Below are 15256 nucleotides of genomic sequence, written 5' to 3' on the forward strand. Positions count from 1 at the left end.
CAACTGTGGCGGATTGTCGCCATGCGACCGGGTGTCCCACCCCTTAGCCATTGGTCTAATGCCAGTTGGCACACTCTCTGCTTTAGGGCGCCAATCCTTCACTTCAATCGGATTGCGCTACTAATGAAAAAAATCCTGCTGACGCTCCTTTGCCTGAGCGTCATCGGCTGCTCCAAACCCGCAGAGCCGGACAAGACCGTCGACGTCCTGCTGATCGGCGGCGGCATCATGAGTGCCAGCTTGGGCACCTACCTTACCGAGCTGGAGCCGAACTGGAAGGTCGACGTCTACGAGCGCATGGACCAGGTGGGCGAAGAAAGCTCCAACGCCTGGAACAACGCCGGTACCGGCCACTCCGCGTTTTGCGAACTGAACTACACCAGTGTCGGCACGGATGGCAGCATCGACATCAGCAAGGCCGTGGGCGTCAACGAGCAATTCGAAGTCTCCAAGCAGTTCTGGGCCTACCAGGTCGAGCAAGGCGTGCTGAGCAACCCGAAAACGTTCATCAACAACGTGCCGCACATGAGCTTTGTGTGGGGTGACGACAACATTGCCTTCCTCCACAAGCGCGTCGCTGCCCTGCAGCACAGCTCGCTGTTCCGTGGCATGCAGATCAGCGAAGACCACGAGCAGATCCGCCAATGGGCGCCGTTGGTGATGGAAGGCCGTGACCCTCAACAGAAGGTCGCAGCCACGCGCATGGCGATCGGCACCGACGTGAACTTTGGCGAAATCACCCGTCAGCTGTTCGCCTCGATGACCCGCAACCCTAACGTCAGCGTGAACCTCAGCCATGAAGTGCGTGACATCGTGCGCAACGATGACGGCACCTGGCGGGTGGTGGTGGCCGACCTGGCCAATGGCGGCAACGAAGTGGCGGTCAACGCCAAGTTCGTCTTCATCGGTGCCGGTGGTGGCGCGCTCAAGCTGTTGCAGAAGTCGGGCATCCCCGAAGCCGAAGGCTATGCCGGGTTCCCGGTGGGTGGCCAGTTTCTGATGACCGACAACCCGGACGTGGTTGCACGCCACCAGGCCAAGCTGTACGGCAAGGCGTCGGTCGGTGCACCGCCTATGTCGGTCCCGCACCTGGACACACGTATGATCGACGGCAAGCAGGTGCTGCTGTTCGGCCCGTTCGCGACCTTCTCCACCAAGTACCTCAAGCACGGCTCGCTGCTGGACATGTTCGCGTCGCTGAACAGCCACAACATCCTGCCGATGGTGAACGCCGGCATCGACAACATCGACCTCAGCACCTACCTGATGGGGCAATTGATGCTGAGCTTCGACGACCGCATGAATGCCCTGCGCGAATACTTCCCCAATGCCAAGAACCAGGACTGGAAGCTGCTGCAGGCCGGCCAGCGTGTGCAGGTGATCAAGAAGGACCCGGTGCTCGGTGGCGTGCTGCAGTTCGGTACTGAAGTGGTCGCTGCCCAGGACGGCACTATCGCCGCGCTGCTGGGGGCCTCGCCAGGCGCTTCGACTGCCGCGCCGATCATGCTGACGGTGCTGGAGAAGACTTTCAAGGACCGCCTCAAGAGCCCTGAGTGGCAGGCCAGGCTCAAGCAGATCGTACCCAGCTACGGGCAGAAGCTGAACAACAACCTTGAGCTGACCAACCACACCCGGGCATGGAGCAGCGAGCGTTTGCAACTGCTGTACGTGCCCGTGCAGGCCGAGCAGTAAGCCGCGCCTGCCGCCCCCTGTGCATGCAGGGGGCATTTTTGGCGCACAACAAAAAGCCCGCGCAAGGCGGGCTTCTTGAATAGGATGTGGTCGGAGAGACAGGATTCGAACCTGCGGCCTTCTCGTCCCGAACGAGACGCGCTACCTGGCTGCGCTACACTCCGATGAACGAAATCCTACTGCATCCCTTTTTTGCACGCAAGCCCTTGTTGTTAAAAGGGCGTTTGCCAAAAAGGGAAGCCAGATCACAGCTCTTTGACGGTACGGATCTGGTCTTTGTTCAGGCGCGTACGCTTGCCATCAAGTTGCTCGAATTCGTAGAAGCCCGAGTCCTCGTCGAACGAAGGGGTGTCCACTGCCTGGATCTCGCGACCATCGTTCAGGGTAATGACGGTTGGCGATGCGCAGCCAGCGAGGGCGCCCAGGCCCAGGGCAAGCAGAAAGGCGGGAAGGGTCCGTTGAATCATCGTGTTTCTCCAGTGCGATGGTGCTAGATGACAGTTATGACGCAGGGCGTCCGCGCAAGTTCCTTTACAGTGCAGCATAGCGGCAAAACCTGAGTATTGACCAAGGGCAAGGGCAGAGGGGCGCGCCGCTGTGTCGGGGGTGTGCTGTGTTATAAATGCGCCATCCCATCTTCTTGTGACGGACACCCATGAAAGCCAAGGCAGATACCCCCTTCGTGCCGCTGAACATCGCCGTGCTGACGGTCAGCGACACGCGTACCTTCGACACCGACACCTCCGGCCAACTGTTCGTCGACCGCCTGACTGCGGCTGGTCATCAACTGGCGGCGCGGGTGTTGCTCAAGGATGACCTGTACAAGATTCGCGCCCAGGTCGCGACCTGGATCGCCGAGGAAGGCGTGCAGGTGGTATTGGTTACTGGCGGCACCGGTTTCACCGGCCGCGACAGCACGCCCGAGGCCGTGGCCTGCCTGCTGGACAAGCAGGTGGACGGTTTCGGTGAGCTGTTCCGGCAGATCTCCGTGGCCGATATCGGCACCTCTACCGTACAGTCGCGCGCGCTGGCAGGCCTGGCCAATGGCACGCTGGTGTGCTGCCTGCCGGGCTCGACCAATGCAGTGCGCACCGGCTGGGACGGCATCCTCGCCGAGCAGCTCGATGCCCGCCATCGCCCGTGCAATTTCGTGCCACACCTGAAGCAGGCAGCGGCCTGTGAAAGCCGTGGCTGAGGTCAATCAGGCCCGGCCGCTGATGCCGGTGGAAGACGCTTTGGCGCGGTTGCTTGCGCTGGCAGAGGCCGCACCGATCCGGGAAACCGAAAACGTGCCGTTGGCCGAAGCCGAGGGGCGCGTGCTGGCCAGCGACCTGGTGGCGTCTCTCGACTTGCCGCCTTGGCCGAACAGCGCCATGGATGGCTACGCCCTGCGCCTGGCGGACTGGCAGGGCGAGCCCTTGCCGGTCAGCCAGCGGATCTTTGCCGGCCATGCCCCGCAGCCCCTGCAGCCAGGTACGTGTGCGCGCATCTTCACCGGCGCACCGGTGCCGGCCGGCGCTGACTGTGTCGAGATGCAGGAAAACGCCGACGTGACTGACGACGGTCGGGTACGCTTCCTCGAACCATTGAAAACCGACCAGAACATCCGCCCACAAGGCCAGGAAACGCGTCAGGGCGAGCAGGTGATGAGCGCCGGTACACGCCTGGGGCCGATCGAGCTGGGCTTGGCTGCAACCCTCGGCCAGGCCCGCCTGGACGTGGTGCGCAAGGTGCGCGTGGCCGTGCTGTCTACCGGTGACGAGCTGATCGAGCCTGGCCTGCCCTTGGGGCCAGGGCAGATCTACAACAGCAACCGTCGCCTGTTGGTCAGCTGGTTGCAGCGTTTGGGGTGCGAGGTGCGGGATGCGGGGATTCTGCCCGATGACCTGGCGCGTACCCGTGAATGCCTGGGGGCACTGGGCGATGTTGACCTGATCCTGTCCACCGGCGGTGTCTCTGTTGGCGAGGCCGATTACCTGGGGGCCGCTTTGCGTGAGGCCGGCGAACTGGCCTTGTGGAAGCTGGCTATCAAGCCGGGCAAGCCACTGACCTTCGGCCATTTTCGCGGTGTGCCGGTGATCGGCCTGCCGGGTAACCCGGCTTCCACGCTGGTCACCTTTGGCCTGCTGACGCGGCCGTACCTGTTGCGGCGCCAGGGTGTGGCCGATGTCACGCCGCTGCGCTTCGACATGCCGGCAGGCTTCGACTGGCCCAAGCCAGGCATGCGGCGCGAGTACCTGCGTGCCCGCATCGAGCATGGCCAGGTGCGCATCTACAAGAACCAGAGCTCTGGGGTGCTGCGCAGTGCGGCCTGGGCCGAAGGCTTGGTGGAGGTGCGCGAAGGCAGCACGCCCAAGCTGGGTGACAGCGTGCCGTTTATCCCGTTCAGCGAGCTACTTGGCTGAACGACCGAGCCAGCCTCCCAGCAGTTGCATAGCGTCGGTGGGCTGTGCCTGGTGCAGGCGCATGTGCACGTTTTCCAGTTGCTGCGCCGCGACACTCCAGTCGTGACGCTGGCGAGCGAATTGCCGGCCGGCTTCGCTCAACTGCGCCATGCGCCACGGCTGGTTGAGCAACTGGGTGATCAGCAGCGCCAGTTGGTCGCCATCGTCGCTGCCCAGGTAATGCTCAGCGTTGTTCACGGCCAGCCCTGAAACACCCTTGCTGGTGGTGATCACCGGCAGCCCGGCAGCCATCGCTTCGAGCACCTTGGCCTTGGAGCCCCCGGCATAAAGCAGGGGGGCGAAGAACAGCGCCGAGCGGCGCTGCAGCTCGCGCAGGTCGGGGCGATAACCGACCCATTCGATGCGTGGGTCGTTCCAGTGCAGCCTCCAGCTGGCGGGCAGCGCATGGCCGGCAATGGCCAGGCGCACTGCTGGGTTGCTCATCCACACCTGCGGCATGATCTCTTCCAGCGCCCATTCGATGGCCTCCAGGTTGGAGCCATATTCGAAGTTGCCGACAAACAGCAGGCGCTGGCTGTGCAGCGAGGGTTGCACCTGCTGATAGAAGTCGCAGTCCACGCCACTGACCACCACGTTCACCGGGCGGCCGCTGATCTGGGCGATCAGCTCGGCGTCATGGCTGCTGACGGCCACCACTTCAGTGGGTTGGCGCAGTACCCGTTGCTCCCAGCGCCGGTAGCGCCAGCGATCAAATGCGTTGAGCGGGCGCAGCCATAGCGGCAGGCGGTCATGGCGAGCGCCGCCCATGACCGATTCCAAGGTGTGTTCGCTGAGCATGTAGGGCAGGCCGCGGGCCTGCAGGGCCTTCTCGAACGGTTGGAAGCTGTAGCTGTGCTCGATCTGGATGACGTCCCAGGGCTCGTCCAGCAATTGCTCGAAGCGGTGCCTGAGGCAGGGCGCCAGGCCATTGATGATCGCCCGCATGGGGTAGTCGATGATCGGTGATGCCAGCAGGTTGAGCGGGCTGTGCAGGGCACGCCTGGGCAGTACGATCAAGCGTTCGAGCAGGGGCTCGAGGGCTTCGCGGGCAGCGTCGCTCAAGGGAATCTTGGACTGCACCAGCAGGGTGATCCGGTGGCCACGCTGGGCGAGTGCGCGCATCAGGTGGTATTGCCGGGTCTTGCTGCCGCTGGTGGTCGGCCAAGGCAGGTAGGGCAGTGTCCAGAGAATGCGCATGTCCCGGAATCCTCGCTACAGATCGCGGATGAAAAGACGCGCCCATCGGCAGTCAGCTGATCACTGCTGCCGGGGCGCGTCCATGGCTTTCGGAAATAGGGGCCCAAGGTTGACCGAGTCAATATGCTGACTCGCCGGGTGATTTTCAGCGCTTGGGTCAAATACTTGTCAACTGTGCATTTTCTGAGCATAGCCGGGCATTGGCGGGTGTGTGGAAAATGGCTGAAATCCATTGTTTATTGTGTTCGGTATGCAACGATCAGTGTGCGTCAGTGGTCGAGATCAGGGTTGGTCATTTTTCTCGGAGAAGCGCGATGCAAGGGCGCAAGGCAATGTTGATCCTGCACGGCAAGCAGGCGATGAACGAAGCGCTGCGCAGTGCCGTTCTGGCGATGCGCGAGACCGGCTGGGTGCTGGATGTGCGGGTAACCTGGGAGGCCGGGGATGCCCAGCGCCTGGTGGCCGAGGCACTGGCAGCCGGCTACAGCCATATCGTCGCCGGGGGCGGTGACGGCACCTTGCGCGATGTGGCAGAGGCCATGGGCCTGGCGGAGACCGACGCCAGCCTGGCGCTGATGCCGCTGGGCACCGCCAATGATTTTGCCAAGGCTGCGGGGGTGCCCTTGGAGCCGGCAGAGGCGCTGGCGCTGCTGAACAACCCGGCGCAACCAATCGACCTGGGGCAGGTCGGTGATCAGTTGTTTCTCAATATGGCCACCGGTGGCTTCGGCAGCCAGATCACGGCCAACACCTCCGAGGACCTGAAAAAGGTCCTGGGCGCTGCTGCCTATCTGTTCACGGGGTTGTCGCGTTTCAGCGAGTTGCAGGCAGCGTCGGTAGAGCTGCAGGGCCCGGATTTTCACTGGCAAGGTGACCTGCTGGCACTGGGTATCGGCAATGGCCGGCAGGCCGGCGGTGGCCAGGTACTGTGCCCGGATGCGCTGGCTGACGATGGCCTGCTCGACATCGCCATCCTGCCGGCGCCGCAGGAGGTGGTGGAGGCATTGCGCGACCTGGTGGCCGGCGATGGGTTGTTTGTGCGAGCCAGGTTGCCGTGGGTTGAAATCAAGAGCTCGCAGGGCCTGGACATCAACCTCGATGGCGAGCCGTTGCAGGCCGACAGCCTGCGCTTCGAAGCAAGGCCAGCGGCGCTGCGCCTGCACTTGCCGGCCGGGTCGCCGTTGCTCAGTCGTCCAGGCTGATGATTTTTTCGCGCACCGCGTACAGCACCAGGCCTGCCACATCGTGAATCTGCAGGCGTTTCATGATCTGCGAGCGGTGGGTTTCCACGGTTTTTATCGAAAGCCCCAGGCCGCTGGCGATCTCCCGGGTCGATTTGCCCCGCACGATCAGGCGCAGGATTTCCAGTTGGCGGGCAGTCAGGGTGTGGCGCTCACCGCTCGGTTGCTTGCGATGCTGGGTATGCAGCAATGCCTGGTTGATGACCGTGTGCGCGATTGCCGGGCTGAGGTAGCGCTCGCCGTTGCGCAGGGCGCACAGGGCCTGCTCCAGTTCGGTGGCGCTGGTGTCCTTGAGCAGGTAGCCATGAGCGCCGCTTTCCAGGGCGCGCATGATCAGGTCCGGGTCGGTGTGCATCGACAGGATCAGCACCTTGCAGGTGCTGCCGCTGGCGCTGAGTTGGGTCAGGGCATCCAGGCCGCTGGTCGAGCGCATGGAGATGTCCAGCAAAACGATATCGGGTGCCAGCGTGCGCACCTGCTCAAGTAACAGATTGCCGTCGTCGGCCTCGCCGACCACGCAGTAGCCAGGGATGTCGGAGACCAGCGCGCGCACCCCGGCGCGTATCAGTGAGTGGTCGTCCACCAGCAGCAATTTACAGGTCATGGGCGGTCAAGGTCCTGGCGCGTTCCCGGGTGCGCGGCGGCCACGGGAACAGGGCTTCGATCTGCGTGCCAAGGCCCGGCTGGCTGGTGATCTGCAGGCGGCCTTGCAAGGCTGTCACGCGTTCCTGCATGCCAGCCAGGCCACGCTGGCCCGACGCGGCCGGGTGCCTGGCGGGGAGAAAACCGCGACCATCGTCCTCGATCTTCAAGGCAAGCCCGGCGGGGCTGCGTTGCAGGCGGATCGACAGGTTGCGCGCCTGGGCATGGCGCAACATGTTGGTCACGGCCTCCTGGGTGATGCGAAACACTGCCATCGCGACGGCTTCGTCAATGCCCCTGAGGCGCTGGTTGCATGCCAGGCTCCAGTGCACGTCGGTATTTTCCAGCGTGCGCAGCAGGTGCGCGCGAAGGCTGGCTTCGAGCCCAAGGCTGGCCAGTTGCCGCGGGTTGAGCAGGGCGGAGACATCGCGCACGTTGCCAAGGGCGTCGTCGAGCGTGGTGCCCAGGGTATCGCAGTGGCTGTGCAGTTCATCGGGCACCCGCCGTTGCAGCCATTGCAATTGAAGCTTGGCGGCGGTGAGCAGTTGGCCGATGTCGTCATGCAGTTCGCGGCTCAGTTGCTGGCGCTCGCCCTCTTGAACCTTGAGCATGCGCTTGGCCAGTTCTGCCGGGTGCAGGCGGATCGACCCTGCCCCTAGGCTTACCTGCAGGCCCACGCCGAGCATCGCCGCAGCGTGCAGCAGCAACAGGCTGGCTGGCATCGGTTTGCCGGCCATGTACAGCAGCAGGTTGGCGACCACCGAGGCCACGCACAATACTATCGTCGTCCAGCGCAGCAGCGCAGTACGGGAGCAGCAGCGCAGAGGAGTCTTCAAGCGTGGGAGCATAAATAGAGAAGCCACTGAAGTGTTGCTGATGGAGGCCTTGCACACGTCTTGCCAGAGGCTTTGGCGCATTACTTTCGAAGTTTTGCCGGGTCACGTCCTCAATCAGCCTTGTTACAGACTGCAGGCATTCGCTGGCGAGCATGGTAACACTTCGCGTGGCGTTGGTCGCTGCTGGGCAACGCTTTGAAACCTCATGGTTTACGGGGTATTCCGGGACGTCCGTCCGATTAGCGCAAGTAGCAAAATGCCATCCGTTATTCGGCTGGCAATCACTTTCAGAGCAACTAGCGGGTTAATGCCAGCGGTATTGCGGCCGACACTTGGGGGAACTTCCAAGTTAGACCATCGTGGGCTTGAACAAGGCCCTTAGTTGCTCTTCGGGTGAGTTAATGCGCAGCGCGAGGGCGCGTGTCGGGGGTAGCGTCTGCGTGTGGGTGAAGGCAGTGGCTGCCCTGTTCTTCGCACGAGGCACACGTTTGCGGTAGCGGCTGTTCCAAAACACTGGCCAATTCAGTAAGCAGCGTGACCTGTTCACCGCTATCAAGGTTCAGCTGCCCGGTGCTGGGGTCTGTCAGCTCCAGTTGCCAGGCCAGCAGAGTCAGGCAGGCATCCGTCGCCGGCAAGGCCCCACGCAGCAGGCGTTGCTGCTGGCAGGCGGGTGCCAGCAGTTGCTGCAGTACGGTGGTGTAGTGGGCAACCTCAACCAATTGCAGGCGGCTGGCACGGCGGGCCAGGGTGTCGAGGGCGGTGTTCAGGCACTTGCAGGCATCTGCATCGTTGTCGATCAGCTCCAGGTGCTGCAGGCACTCCTGGGACTGAGTCAGCAAGACATGCGCATCCCGCAGAAACTCCTGCAGGGCAGCTTCAAACGATAAGGCACTGTCCATCAGGACGCTCCAGCGCTTGGAGCTGCAGCAAGGGGCGGACACGGCGATACGATAGCGAGCAAAAGCCTGACTCCATTCATGCAATGAGAATGGTGTCACATTAATGGCTAATGGATATCGCGAACATCAGGTTGCACCCGATTGCCACTAAGGGTTTCCCTGATGTGCGGCTAGGGTGCAACAAGGTGCAAAGCGGCAGACAGCCACCGTGAAGTGCCCGCAGTAAAGCATGATGGTAAAGTGATATCAATTGCCTCGGCGGCATTTTCCAGCAAGGGTCAAGGTGTGCGTGAATCCGCCGATACAGGGTGAAGAACTCAACTTTTCGACTCAAGCCTGGGGGCTTCCAATGGCTGGCATTCTCGACACGGTAGACCAACGCACGCAATTGGTGGGTGAGAACCGCCTGGAAATTCTGATGTTTCGCCTGGCAGGTCGGCAGCTGTTCGCGATCAACGTGTTCAAGGTGCAGGAGGTGCTGCAACTGCCCAAGCTGACGCTGATGCCGCAGCGCCATGCCTTCGTCTGCGGGGTGGTCAACCTGCGTGGGCAGACCTTGCCGGTGATCGACCTGTCCCAGGCGATTGGCATGCGCCCACTGCAGCCTGGGCCGGACAGCACCATCATCGTGACGGAGTACAACCGCTCGGTGCAGGCCTTCCTGGTGGGTGGCGTGGACCGCATCGTCAACATGAACTGGGAAGCGATCATGCCGCCGCCTACCAGTGCCGGGCGCCAGCATTACCTCACCGCCATCACCAAAGTCGACGAGCAACTGGTCGAAGTGATCGATGTGGAGAAGGTGCTGGCTGAGATCGTGCCCTACAACGCCAAGGTCTCCGGCGAGCGCCTCGCCGACCCGGTGCTGGCCCGCGCGCGAGGGCGTGAAGTGCTGCTGGTGGACGATTCCAGCGTAGCCCTGGCGCAGTTGCGCGACACCCTGTCGCAACTGGGCATGAAGTTGCACGTGGCCAGCGATGGCCTGAAAGCCTTGCGCCTGCTCAAGAGCTGGGCCGATGCCGGTGAGGATGTTTGCGAGAAGCTGCTGATGGTGTTCACCGATGCTGAAATGCCGGAGATGGACGGCTACCGGTTGACCACCGAGATCCGCAGCGATGCCCGCCTGCGTCAGCTCTACGTGGTGCTGCACACCTCGTTGTCGGGCAGTTTCAACGAGTCCATGGTCAAGAAGGTTGGCTGTGACAACTTCTTGTCCAAGTTCCAGCCGGATCGTCTGGTCGAGGTGGTCAAGCAGCGGTTGCTGCTGGATTCCGCTACTGCGTGATACCGGGCCCTGCGGGGTATAAGCTTGGCGTTTTGAATGACGCGAGGCGGCAGGGATGTTTCTGAGTGAGTTGTATCGGTACCCGGTGAAGTCGGGGCGGGCGCAAAGCCTGCAGGCGTCACCGGTTGGCCAATTGGGGTTGTTGGGTGACCGTCGCTGGATGGTGGTGGAGGCAGACAATGGCCGCTTTCTCACCCAGCGTGCCTGGCCACAGCTCGGCCAGCTCAGGGCGAGCTACGATGCTGCCGGGCAGTTGTTGCTGGAGGCCCCAGGGCAGGCGCCACTTCGCGTGCCCGTACCGCTTGCAGACGACGACCTGCGGGGGGTGACCCTCTGGCGTGACACCCTGCGGGTACCGGATGCCGGCGACGCGGCAGCGCTGTGGCTGTCGGCGCTGCTTGGCAAGGACGTGCGGCTCGTCTATTGCCCGGAACAGCGGGCGCGTTATCTGCCCAATGGTTATGGCCTCAACAGTGACCGTGCAGCGTTTCCGGATGGTTTTCCGCTGCTGTTGATCGGCCAGGGTTCGTTGGACGAATTGAACCGGCGCATTGGCCGGCCGATGGAGATGCTGCGGTTCAGGCCGAATCTGGTGGTGCAGGGTGCAGAGCCGTTTGCCGAGGATGGCTGGAAGCGGATTCGCATCGGCGCGCTGGAGTTTCGAGTGCTCAAGCCCAGTGTGCGTTGCATTTTCACCACGATCGACCCGTTGACCGGCGAGCGCAGCGCAGACCGCGAGCCGATGACCACGCTCAAGACGTTCCGCGAGAAGGAGGGGGATGTGTTGTTCGGCCAGAACCTGGCCGTGGATGGCAGTGGCGTACTTGAAGTGGGTATGGAAGTCGAGGTCTTGTAGGCGCGGCCTTCCGTTGCGAAAGGGCCGCGCAGCGGCCCCTACACGACCCCGACGCAGCTACATATCGTCGAAGTACCGCTCGTGCCACTCCACCAGCGGCTGCGGCGAGTTGAGCTTCTGCCCGTAGATCACCGAATACGACAGCACGTTCTGCACATACTGACGTGTCTCATCGAAGGGTATCGATTCGACCCAGACATCGAAGCTCAAATGCTTGGCGCCCTTGAGCCACTGGCGTACTCGTCCGGGGCCTGCGTTATAGGCCGCAGAAGCCAGTACCCGGTTGCCATTGAACTGGCTGTGTACCTGGCTCAGGTACGCGGCCCCCAACTGGATGTTCTTGTCCGGGTTGAACACCTGCGCAGGCGAGGCCAGCGGGATGCTGAACTTGCGCGCGGTTTCCTTGGCGGTGGCCGGCATCAGTTGCATGAGGCCGCTGGCGCCCACGCTGGAGCGTGCATCTTCCATGAAGGCGCTTTCCTGGCGGGTGATGGCGAACACCCAGCTCGAATGCAGCCCACGGACCTTGGCCTCGCGCACCAGGGTGTCGCGGTGGGCCATCGGGAAGCGGATATCCAGGTCATCCCAGTACTTCGCCTGGCTGATGGTGCGGATGGCCGGGAAGTACCAGCGCAGGTCGTAGGCCAGGCGTGCCTGGGCGACCATCTCGTCGCGGTTGAAGTGGCGGCTGACGTGGTACCACTCGCGGCGCCCATCGACGATCTGCCCGCGGGCATGGAATTCCAGCGCGCGCTGGATGCCCGGGGTGTTGCGCACCTTGCTGACCAGTTGCGGGCTCAGTACCAGTGGCTTGTTGTTCAACTGGTAGGGGGTCTGCGCCCGGTCGGCTGCAAGGAACCCATAGAAATCACGCTCGCGCGCCACGGTCTTGTACAGCAGGGTGACCTGCGGGTTGTTCGGCTGGGCCAGCTCAAGGCTGCGGGCTTGCCAGTACTTCCAGCGGCTACTGCTGGCCAGGTCCTGGGGCAGGCGTTTGGTCAGCTCGTAGGCATCCTCCCAGCGGCCCAGGCGCAGCAGCAGGCGCAGGCGCCATTCGCTGACGGTGTTGTCACGCAGCTCGGGGTCGTAGCGGGTCATCAGGTCGAGCGCGCGAGGGTCGTAACGGCGCGCCAGGGTCAGGCCGATTTCGCGGGCGATGGCGACTTTTTCATCGCGCGAGAAGTGCATGCGCTGGGCGTAGTCGTCGAGCAGCGCCATGGCCCGCTCCGGGTTCTGCCGGGCCAGGCGGCGCAGGCCGAGGCTGACCACGTCGGACATGGCTTCGTTGACCGGGCTGAAGCGCGATGGCTGGTTGAGCAGCTCGGGCTTTTGCGCCACGTCGATCAGCAGACGCCCTTGTGGGCCGAGGGTGGTCAAGGTCTTGACCAGGTTGTTGGCCAGGCCGTAGTTGCGTGCCTGTGCCGCCAGTTTGGCCCGGTTCCAGCGCTTGGCCTCGGTCAGTTGGCCTTCGGCGGCCCACATGCCGAACAGGGTGTCACAGGCCGCCGGTTGCGACTTGCCGACGTTCCACAGCTTGTCGGCCGTGGCATAGCCTTCGGCGCGCAGGCCATGGCTCAACTGGTACTGGCCGTTGAGGCAGTCCAGTTCGGTGAAATTGAGTTTGGGGTCGTAGTACTTGACGAAAGTATTCCATTCGCCGCGCTCGGCCAGCCAGCGCAACCAGCGCAGTTTCATCCAGTTGGACTGGGGCAGGTCGCCATGCTTGGCCAGGAACCCTTCGATCTCCTCGTTGCTGGCGCTTTTCAGGCGCGCGGTCAGCTCGTCGTACGTGAGGTAAGGCGTCAGCGGGTAGTCGCGCAACTGTTGGGCATAGCGCAGGTAAGGGCCTTTGTCGCCCTTGGCCAGGGCGCGCTTGGCCTCGTCGTAGTACTGGCGTTGTTGAGTGAGGTCGAGGGCCTGCGCCGCGCTGGCGGTGGCGGCGGTAAGCAGCAGGCAGGATGCAATCTGTAACAGGCGGCTGCGCATGATACGTCCGGGCAGTTGAACCATGGGGAAGTGACGGCGAAGCCAGCACTGTTGGAAGCTATGGCCTTAGCTTAGCCGTTTGCCGGCGGCAGATGAAAGCACAGTGCTTGTATCAAGACATTAAGTTCGACCAGATGTCGTAAAGCCCTCGCAGGGTGGTCAACTTAATGCCCTCGGGCCCCAAGTCAGGTAGAATGCGCGCCCGATTTCTGGAGACCAATATGACCCTGCTCAAATTCAGCGATGTGTCCCTCGCATTCGGCGCCATGCCGCTGCTGGACAAAGTGTCCTGGCAGATCGCTCGTGGTGAGCGGGTGTGCATCATCGGCCGCAACGGCACCGGCAAGTCGAGCATGATGCGCCTGGTCAAGGGCGAACAGAAGGGCGACGACGGTGAGATCTGGCGCGCCCCGGGCCTGAAAATCGGCGAGCTGCCGCAAGAGTTGCCGCTGGCCGACGAGCGCAGCGTGTTCGATGTGGTGGCCGAGGGCCTTGACGGCGTGGGTGCGCTGCTGGCCGAGTTCCACCACCTGAGCCAGAACATCCAGGGCGACGAAGACCTGGAAAAACTCATGCACGTTCAGCACGAACTCGAAGCCCGTGACGGCTGGCGCCTGCAGCAAGTGGTGGATAGCACCCTGAGCCGCCTGCAACTGCCCGCCGACAAGACCCTGGCCGAGCTGTCCGGTGGCTGGCGTCGCCGTGTGCTGCTGGCCCAGGCGCTGGTGTCCGAGCCTGACCTGCTGCTGCTCGATGAACCGACCAACCACCTGGACATCGGTGCGATCGCCTGGCTTGAAGAGGCGCTGCGCGGGTTCAATGGTGCGGTGCTGTTCATTACCCACGACCGCTCCTTCCTGCAAAACCTCGCGACCCGCATCCTCGAACTGGACCGCGGTGGCCTGATCGACTGGAACGGCGACTACGCCAGCTTCCTGGTGCACAAGGAAGCCGCGCTGGCCGCGGAAGAAACCGCCAACGCGCTGTTCGACAAGCGCCTGGCCCAGGAAGAAGTGTGGATCCGCCAGGGCATCAAGGCCCGCCGTACCCGCAACGAAGGGCGTGTGCGTGCCCTCAAGGCCTTGCGCGTCGAACGCGGCGAGCGCCGTGAGCGTCAGGGCAAGGCGAACATCCAGATCGAAGCGGCCGACAAGTCCGGCAAGCAGGTCATGGTGCTGGAGAACGTCAGCTTCGCCCATGCCGAAGGCCCGATGCTGGTCAAGGACTTCTCCATGGTCCTGCAGCGCCAGGATCGCATTGGCCTGCTGGGTGCCAACGGTACCGGCAAGACCACCTTGCTCAAACTGATGCTCGGCGACCTGGAGCCTACCTCGGGCAAGGTCGAGCGTGGCACCAAGTTGGAAGTGGCGTATTTCGACCAGATGCGTCATCAGCTCGATCTGGAAAAAACCGTGATCGACAACCTGGCCGAAGGCCGTGATTTCATCGAGATCGATGGCCAGAACCGCCACGTGCTGAGCTACCTGGGCGACTTCCTGTTCAGCCCCCAGCGTGCCCGGACCCCGGTCAAGGCGCTGTCGGGTGGCGAGCGTGCACGTTTGCTGCTGGCCAAGCTGTTCAGCAAGCCGGCCAACCTGCTGGTGCTCGACGAACCGACCAACGACCTGGACGTGGAAACCCTCGAACTGCTGGAAGAGGTGCTGGCCAACTACAAGGGCACGGTGCTGATGGTCAGCCACGACCGGGCCTTCCTCGACAACGTCGTCACCAGCACCCTGGTGTTCGAAGGTGGGGGCAAGGTACGCGAGTATGTCGGCGGCTATGAGGACTGGATCCGTCAGGGCGGTTCGCCCAAGCTGCTGGGGGTAACCGAGAGCAAAGGCGGCAAGTCCGAACTCAACAGCGCGGTGGTTGAGAAGCAGGAAGTGCAAGCGGCACCGGCGCCGGTGGCGGCGGCTGCCGATGCCTCGAAGAAGAAGCTCAGCTACAAGCTGCAGCGTGAGCTGGAGATGCTGCCTGGGCAAATCGACGAGGTCGAACAGCGCATGGCGGCGGCCCAGGAAGAGGTCAATGCACCAGGTTTCTATCAGCGGTCGATCGAAGAGACCACCGCGGTGCTGGCCAAGATCGAGCAGTTGCAGGCAGAGCTGGATGTGCTGGTAGAGCGCTGGGCCGAGCTGGAAGGGTGATCAGCTTTTGATCTGCACTGGCTTCTTC

Annotated in this window: 13 protein-coding genes and 1 tRNA gene; 7 read left to right on the plus strand and 7 right to left on the minus strand. The window is 63.0% G+C overall.

Annotated elements, in window-relative coordinates; all coding sequences use genetic code 11:
• Positions 1–123 precede the first annotated feature (123 nt).
• A complete protein-coding gene (gene mqo, locus HU770_RS15735; protein ID WP_186664150.1) occupies positions 124–1692 on the plus strand; it encodes a malate dehydrogenase (quinone) in 1569 nt (522 codons plus the stop codon).
• An 87-nt stretch (positions 1693–1779) separates the two neighbouring features.
• On the opposite strand, the gene HU770_RS15740 is transcribed toward mqo, so the two are convergent.
• Together HU770_RS15740 and HU770_RS15745 are read right to left on the minus strand one after the other, a co-directional pair.
• A tRNA-Pro gene (locus HU770_RS15740) sits at positions 1780–1856 on the minus strand.
• An 81-nt stretch (positions 1857–1937) separates the two neighbouring features.
• On the minus strand, positions 1938–2159 hold the full coding sequence (locus HU770_RS15745; RefSeq protein WP_027596642.1) for a YgdI/YgdR family lipoprotein: 222 nt from the start codon (positions 2157–2159) through the stop codon (positions 1938–1940).
• 188 nt (positions 2160–2347) lie between these two features.
• Between HU770_RS15745 and moaB the strand changes: the two genes are divergently transcribed.
• Together moaB and glp are read left to right on the plus strand one after the other, a co-directional pair.
• Positions 2348–2887, plus strand: coding sequence for a molybdenum cofactor biosynthesis protein B (moaB, locus tag HU770_RS15750; protein WP_033700442.1), 540 nt, complete (start codon positions 2348–2350; stop codon positions 2885–2887).
• Positions 2871–4097 (plus strand): gephyrin-like molybdotransferase Glp, encoded by a 1227-nt coding sequence (gene glp, locus HU770_RS15755; RefSeq protein ID WP_186653996.1) that lies wholly within the window; start codon positions 2871–2873, stop codon positions 4095–4097. Before moaB ends, glp begins: the two co-directional genes overlap by 17 nt.
• Here the strand turns inward: glp and HU770_RS15760 are convergent.
• Positions 4086–5333: a glycosyltransferase family 4 protein gene (locus HU770_RS15760; RefSeq protein WP_186654000.1), complete on the minus strand. Its 1248-nt coding sequence runs from the start codon at positions 5331–5333 to the stop codon at positions 4086–4088. The two genes, glp and HU770_RS15760, sit on opposite strands and share 12 nt — an antisense overlap.
• A gap of 314 nt (positions 5334–5647) precedes the next feature.
• Here HU770_RS15760 and yegS point away from each other — a divergent pair, with 314 nt between their 5' ends.
• A complete protein-coding gene (yegS, locus tag HU770_RS15765; protein WP_186664152.1) occupies positions 5648–6535 on the plus strand; it encodes a lipid kinase YegS in 888 nt (295 codons plus the stop codon).
• Here yegS and HU770_RS15770 read toward each other — a convergent pair.
• The 3 genes from HU770_RS15770 to HU770_RS15780 form a co-directional block, all read right to left on the minus strand.
• Positions 6519–7178 (minus strand): response regulator transcription factor, encoded by a 660-nt coding sequence (locus HU770_RS15770; protein WP_033700438.1) that lies wholly within the window; start codon positions 7176–7178, stop codon positions 6519–6521. The two genes, yegS and HU770_RS15770, sit on opposite strands and share 17 nt — an antisense overlap.
• Positions 7168–8064, minus strand: coding sequence for a histidine kinase (locus HU770_RS15775; RefSeq protein WP_186664154.1), 897 nt, complete (start codon positions 8062–8064; stop codon positions 7168–7170). Before HU770_RS15775 ends, HU770_RS15770 begins: the two co-directional genes overlap by 11 nt.
• A gap of 386 nt (positions 8065–8450) precedes the next feature.
• Positions 8451–8951 (minus strand): histidine kinase, encoded by a 501-nt coding sequence (locus HU770_RS15780; RefSeq protein WP_186654008.1) that lies wholly within the window; start codon positions 8949–8951, stop codon positions 8451–8453.
• A 349-nt stretch (positions 8952–9300) separates the two neighbouring features.
• Between HU770_RS15780 and HU770_RS15785 the strand changes: the two genes are divergently transcribed.
• Both HU770_RS15785 and HU770_RS15790 read left to right on the plus strand, forming a co-directional pair.
• Positions 9301–10236 carry a chemotaxis protein CheV gene (locus HU770_RS15785; RefSeq protein WP_033700434.1) on the plus strand — a complete coding sequence of 312 codons (936 nt, stop codon included), beginning with the start codon at positions 9301–9303 and terminating at the stop codon, positions 10234–10236.
• 55 nt (positions 10237–10291) lie between these two features.
• On the plus strand, positions 10292–11092 hold the full coding sequence (locus tag HU770_RS15790; protein ID WP_033700433.1) for an MOSC domain-containing protein: 801 nt from the start codon (positions 10292–10294) through the stop codon (positions 11090–11092).
• 57 nt (positions 11093–11149) lie between these two features.
• Here HU770_RS15790 and HU770_RS15795 read toward each other — a convergent pair whose 3' ends face one another.
• Positions 11150–13078: a transglycosylase SLT domain-containing protein gene (locus HU770_RS15795; protein WP_186654024.1), complete on the minus strand. Its 1929-nt coding sequence runs from the start codon at positions 13076–13078 to the stop codon at positions 11150–11152.
• A 221-nt stretch (positions 13079–13299) separates the two neighbouring features.
• Between HU770_RS15795 and HU770_RS15800 the strand changes: the two genes are divergently transcribed.
• Positions 13300–15228: an ATP-binding cassette domain-containing protein gene (locus HU770_RS15800; protein ID WP_033700430.1), complete on the plus strand. Its 1929-nt coding sequence runs from the start codon at positions 13300–13302 to the stop codon at positions 15226–15228.
• Positions 15229–15256 lie beyond the last annotated feature (28 nt).

Origin of the sequence: Pseudomonas sp. SWRI68, from assembly GCF_014269165.1 — a bacterium.
GTDB classification, from domain to species: domain Bacteria; phylum Pseudomonadota; class Gammaproteobacteria; order Pseudomonadales; family Pseudomonadaceae; genus Aquipseudomonas; species Aquipseudomonas capeferrum.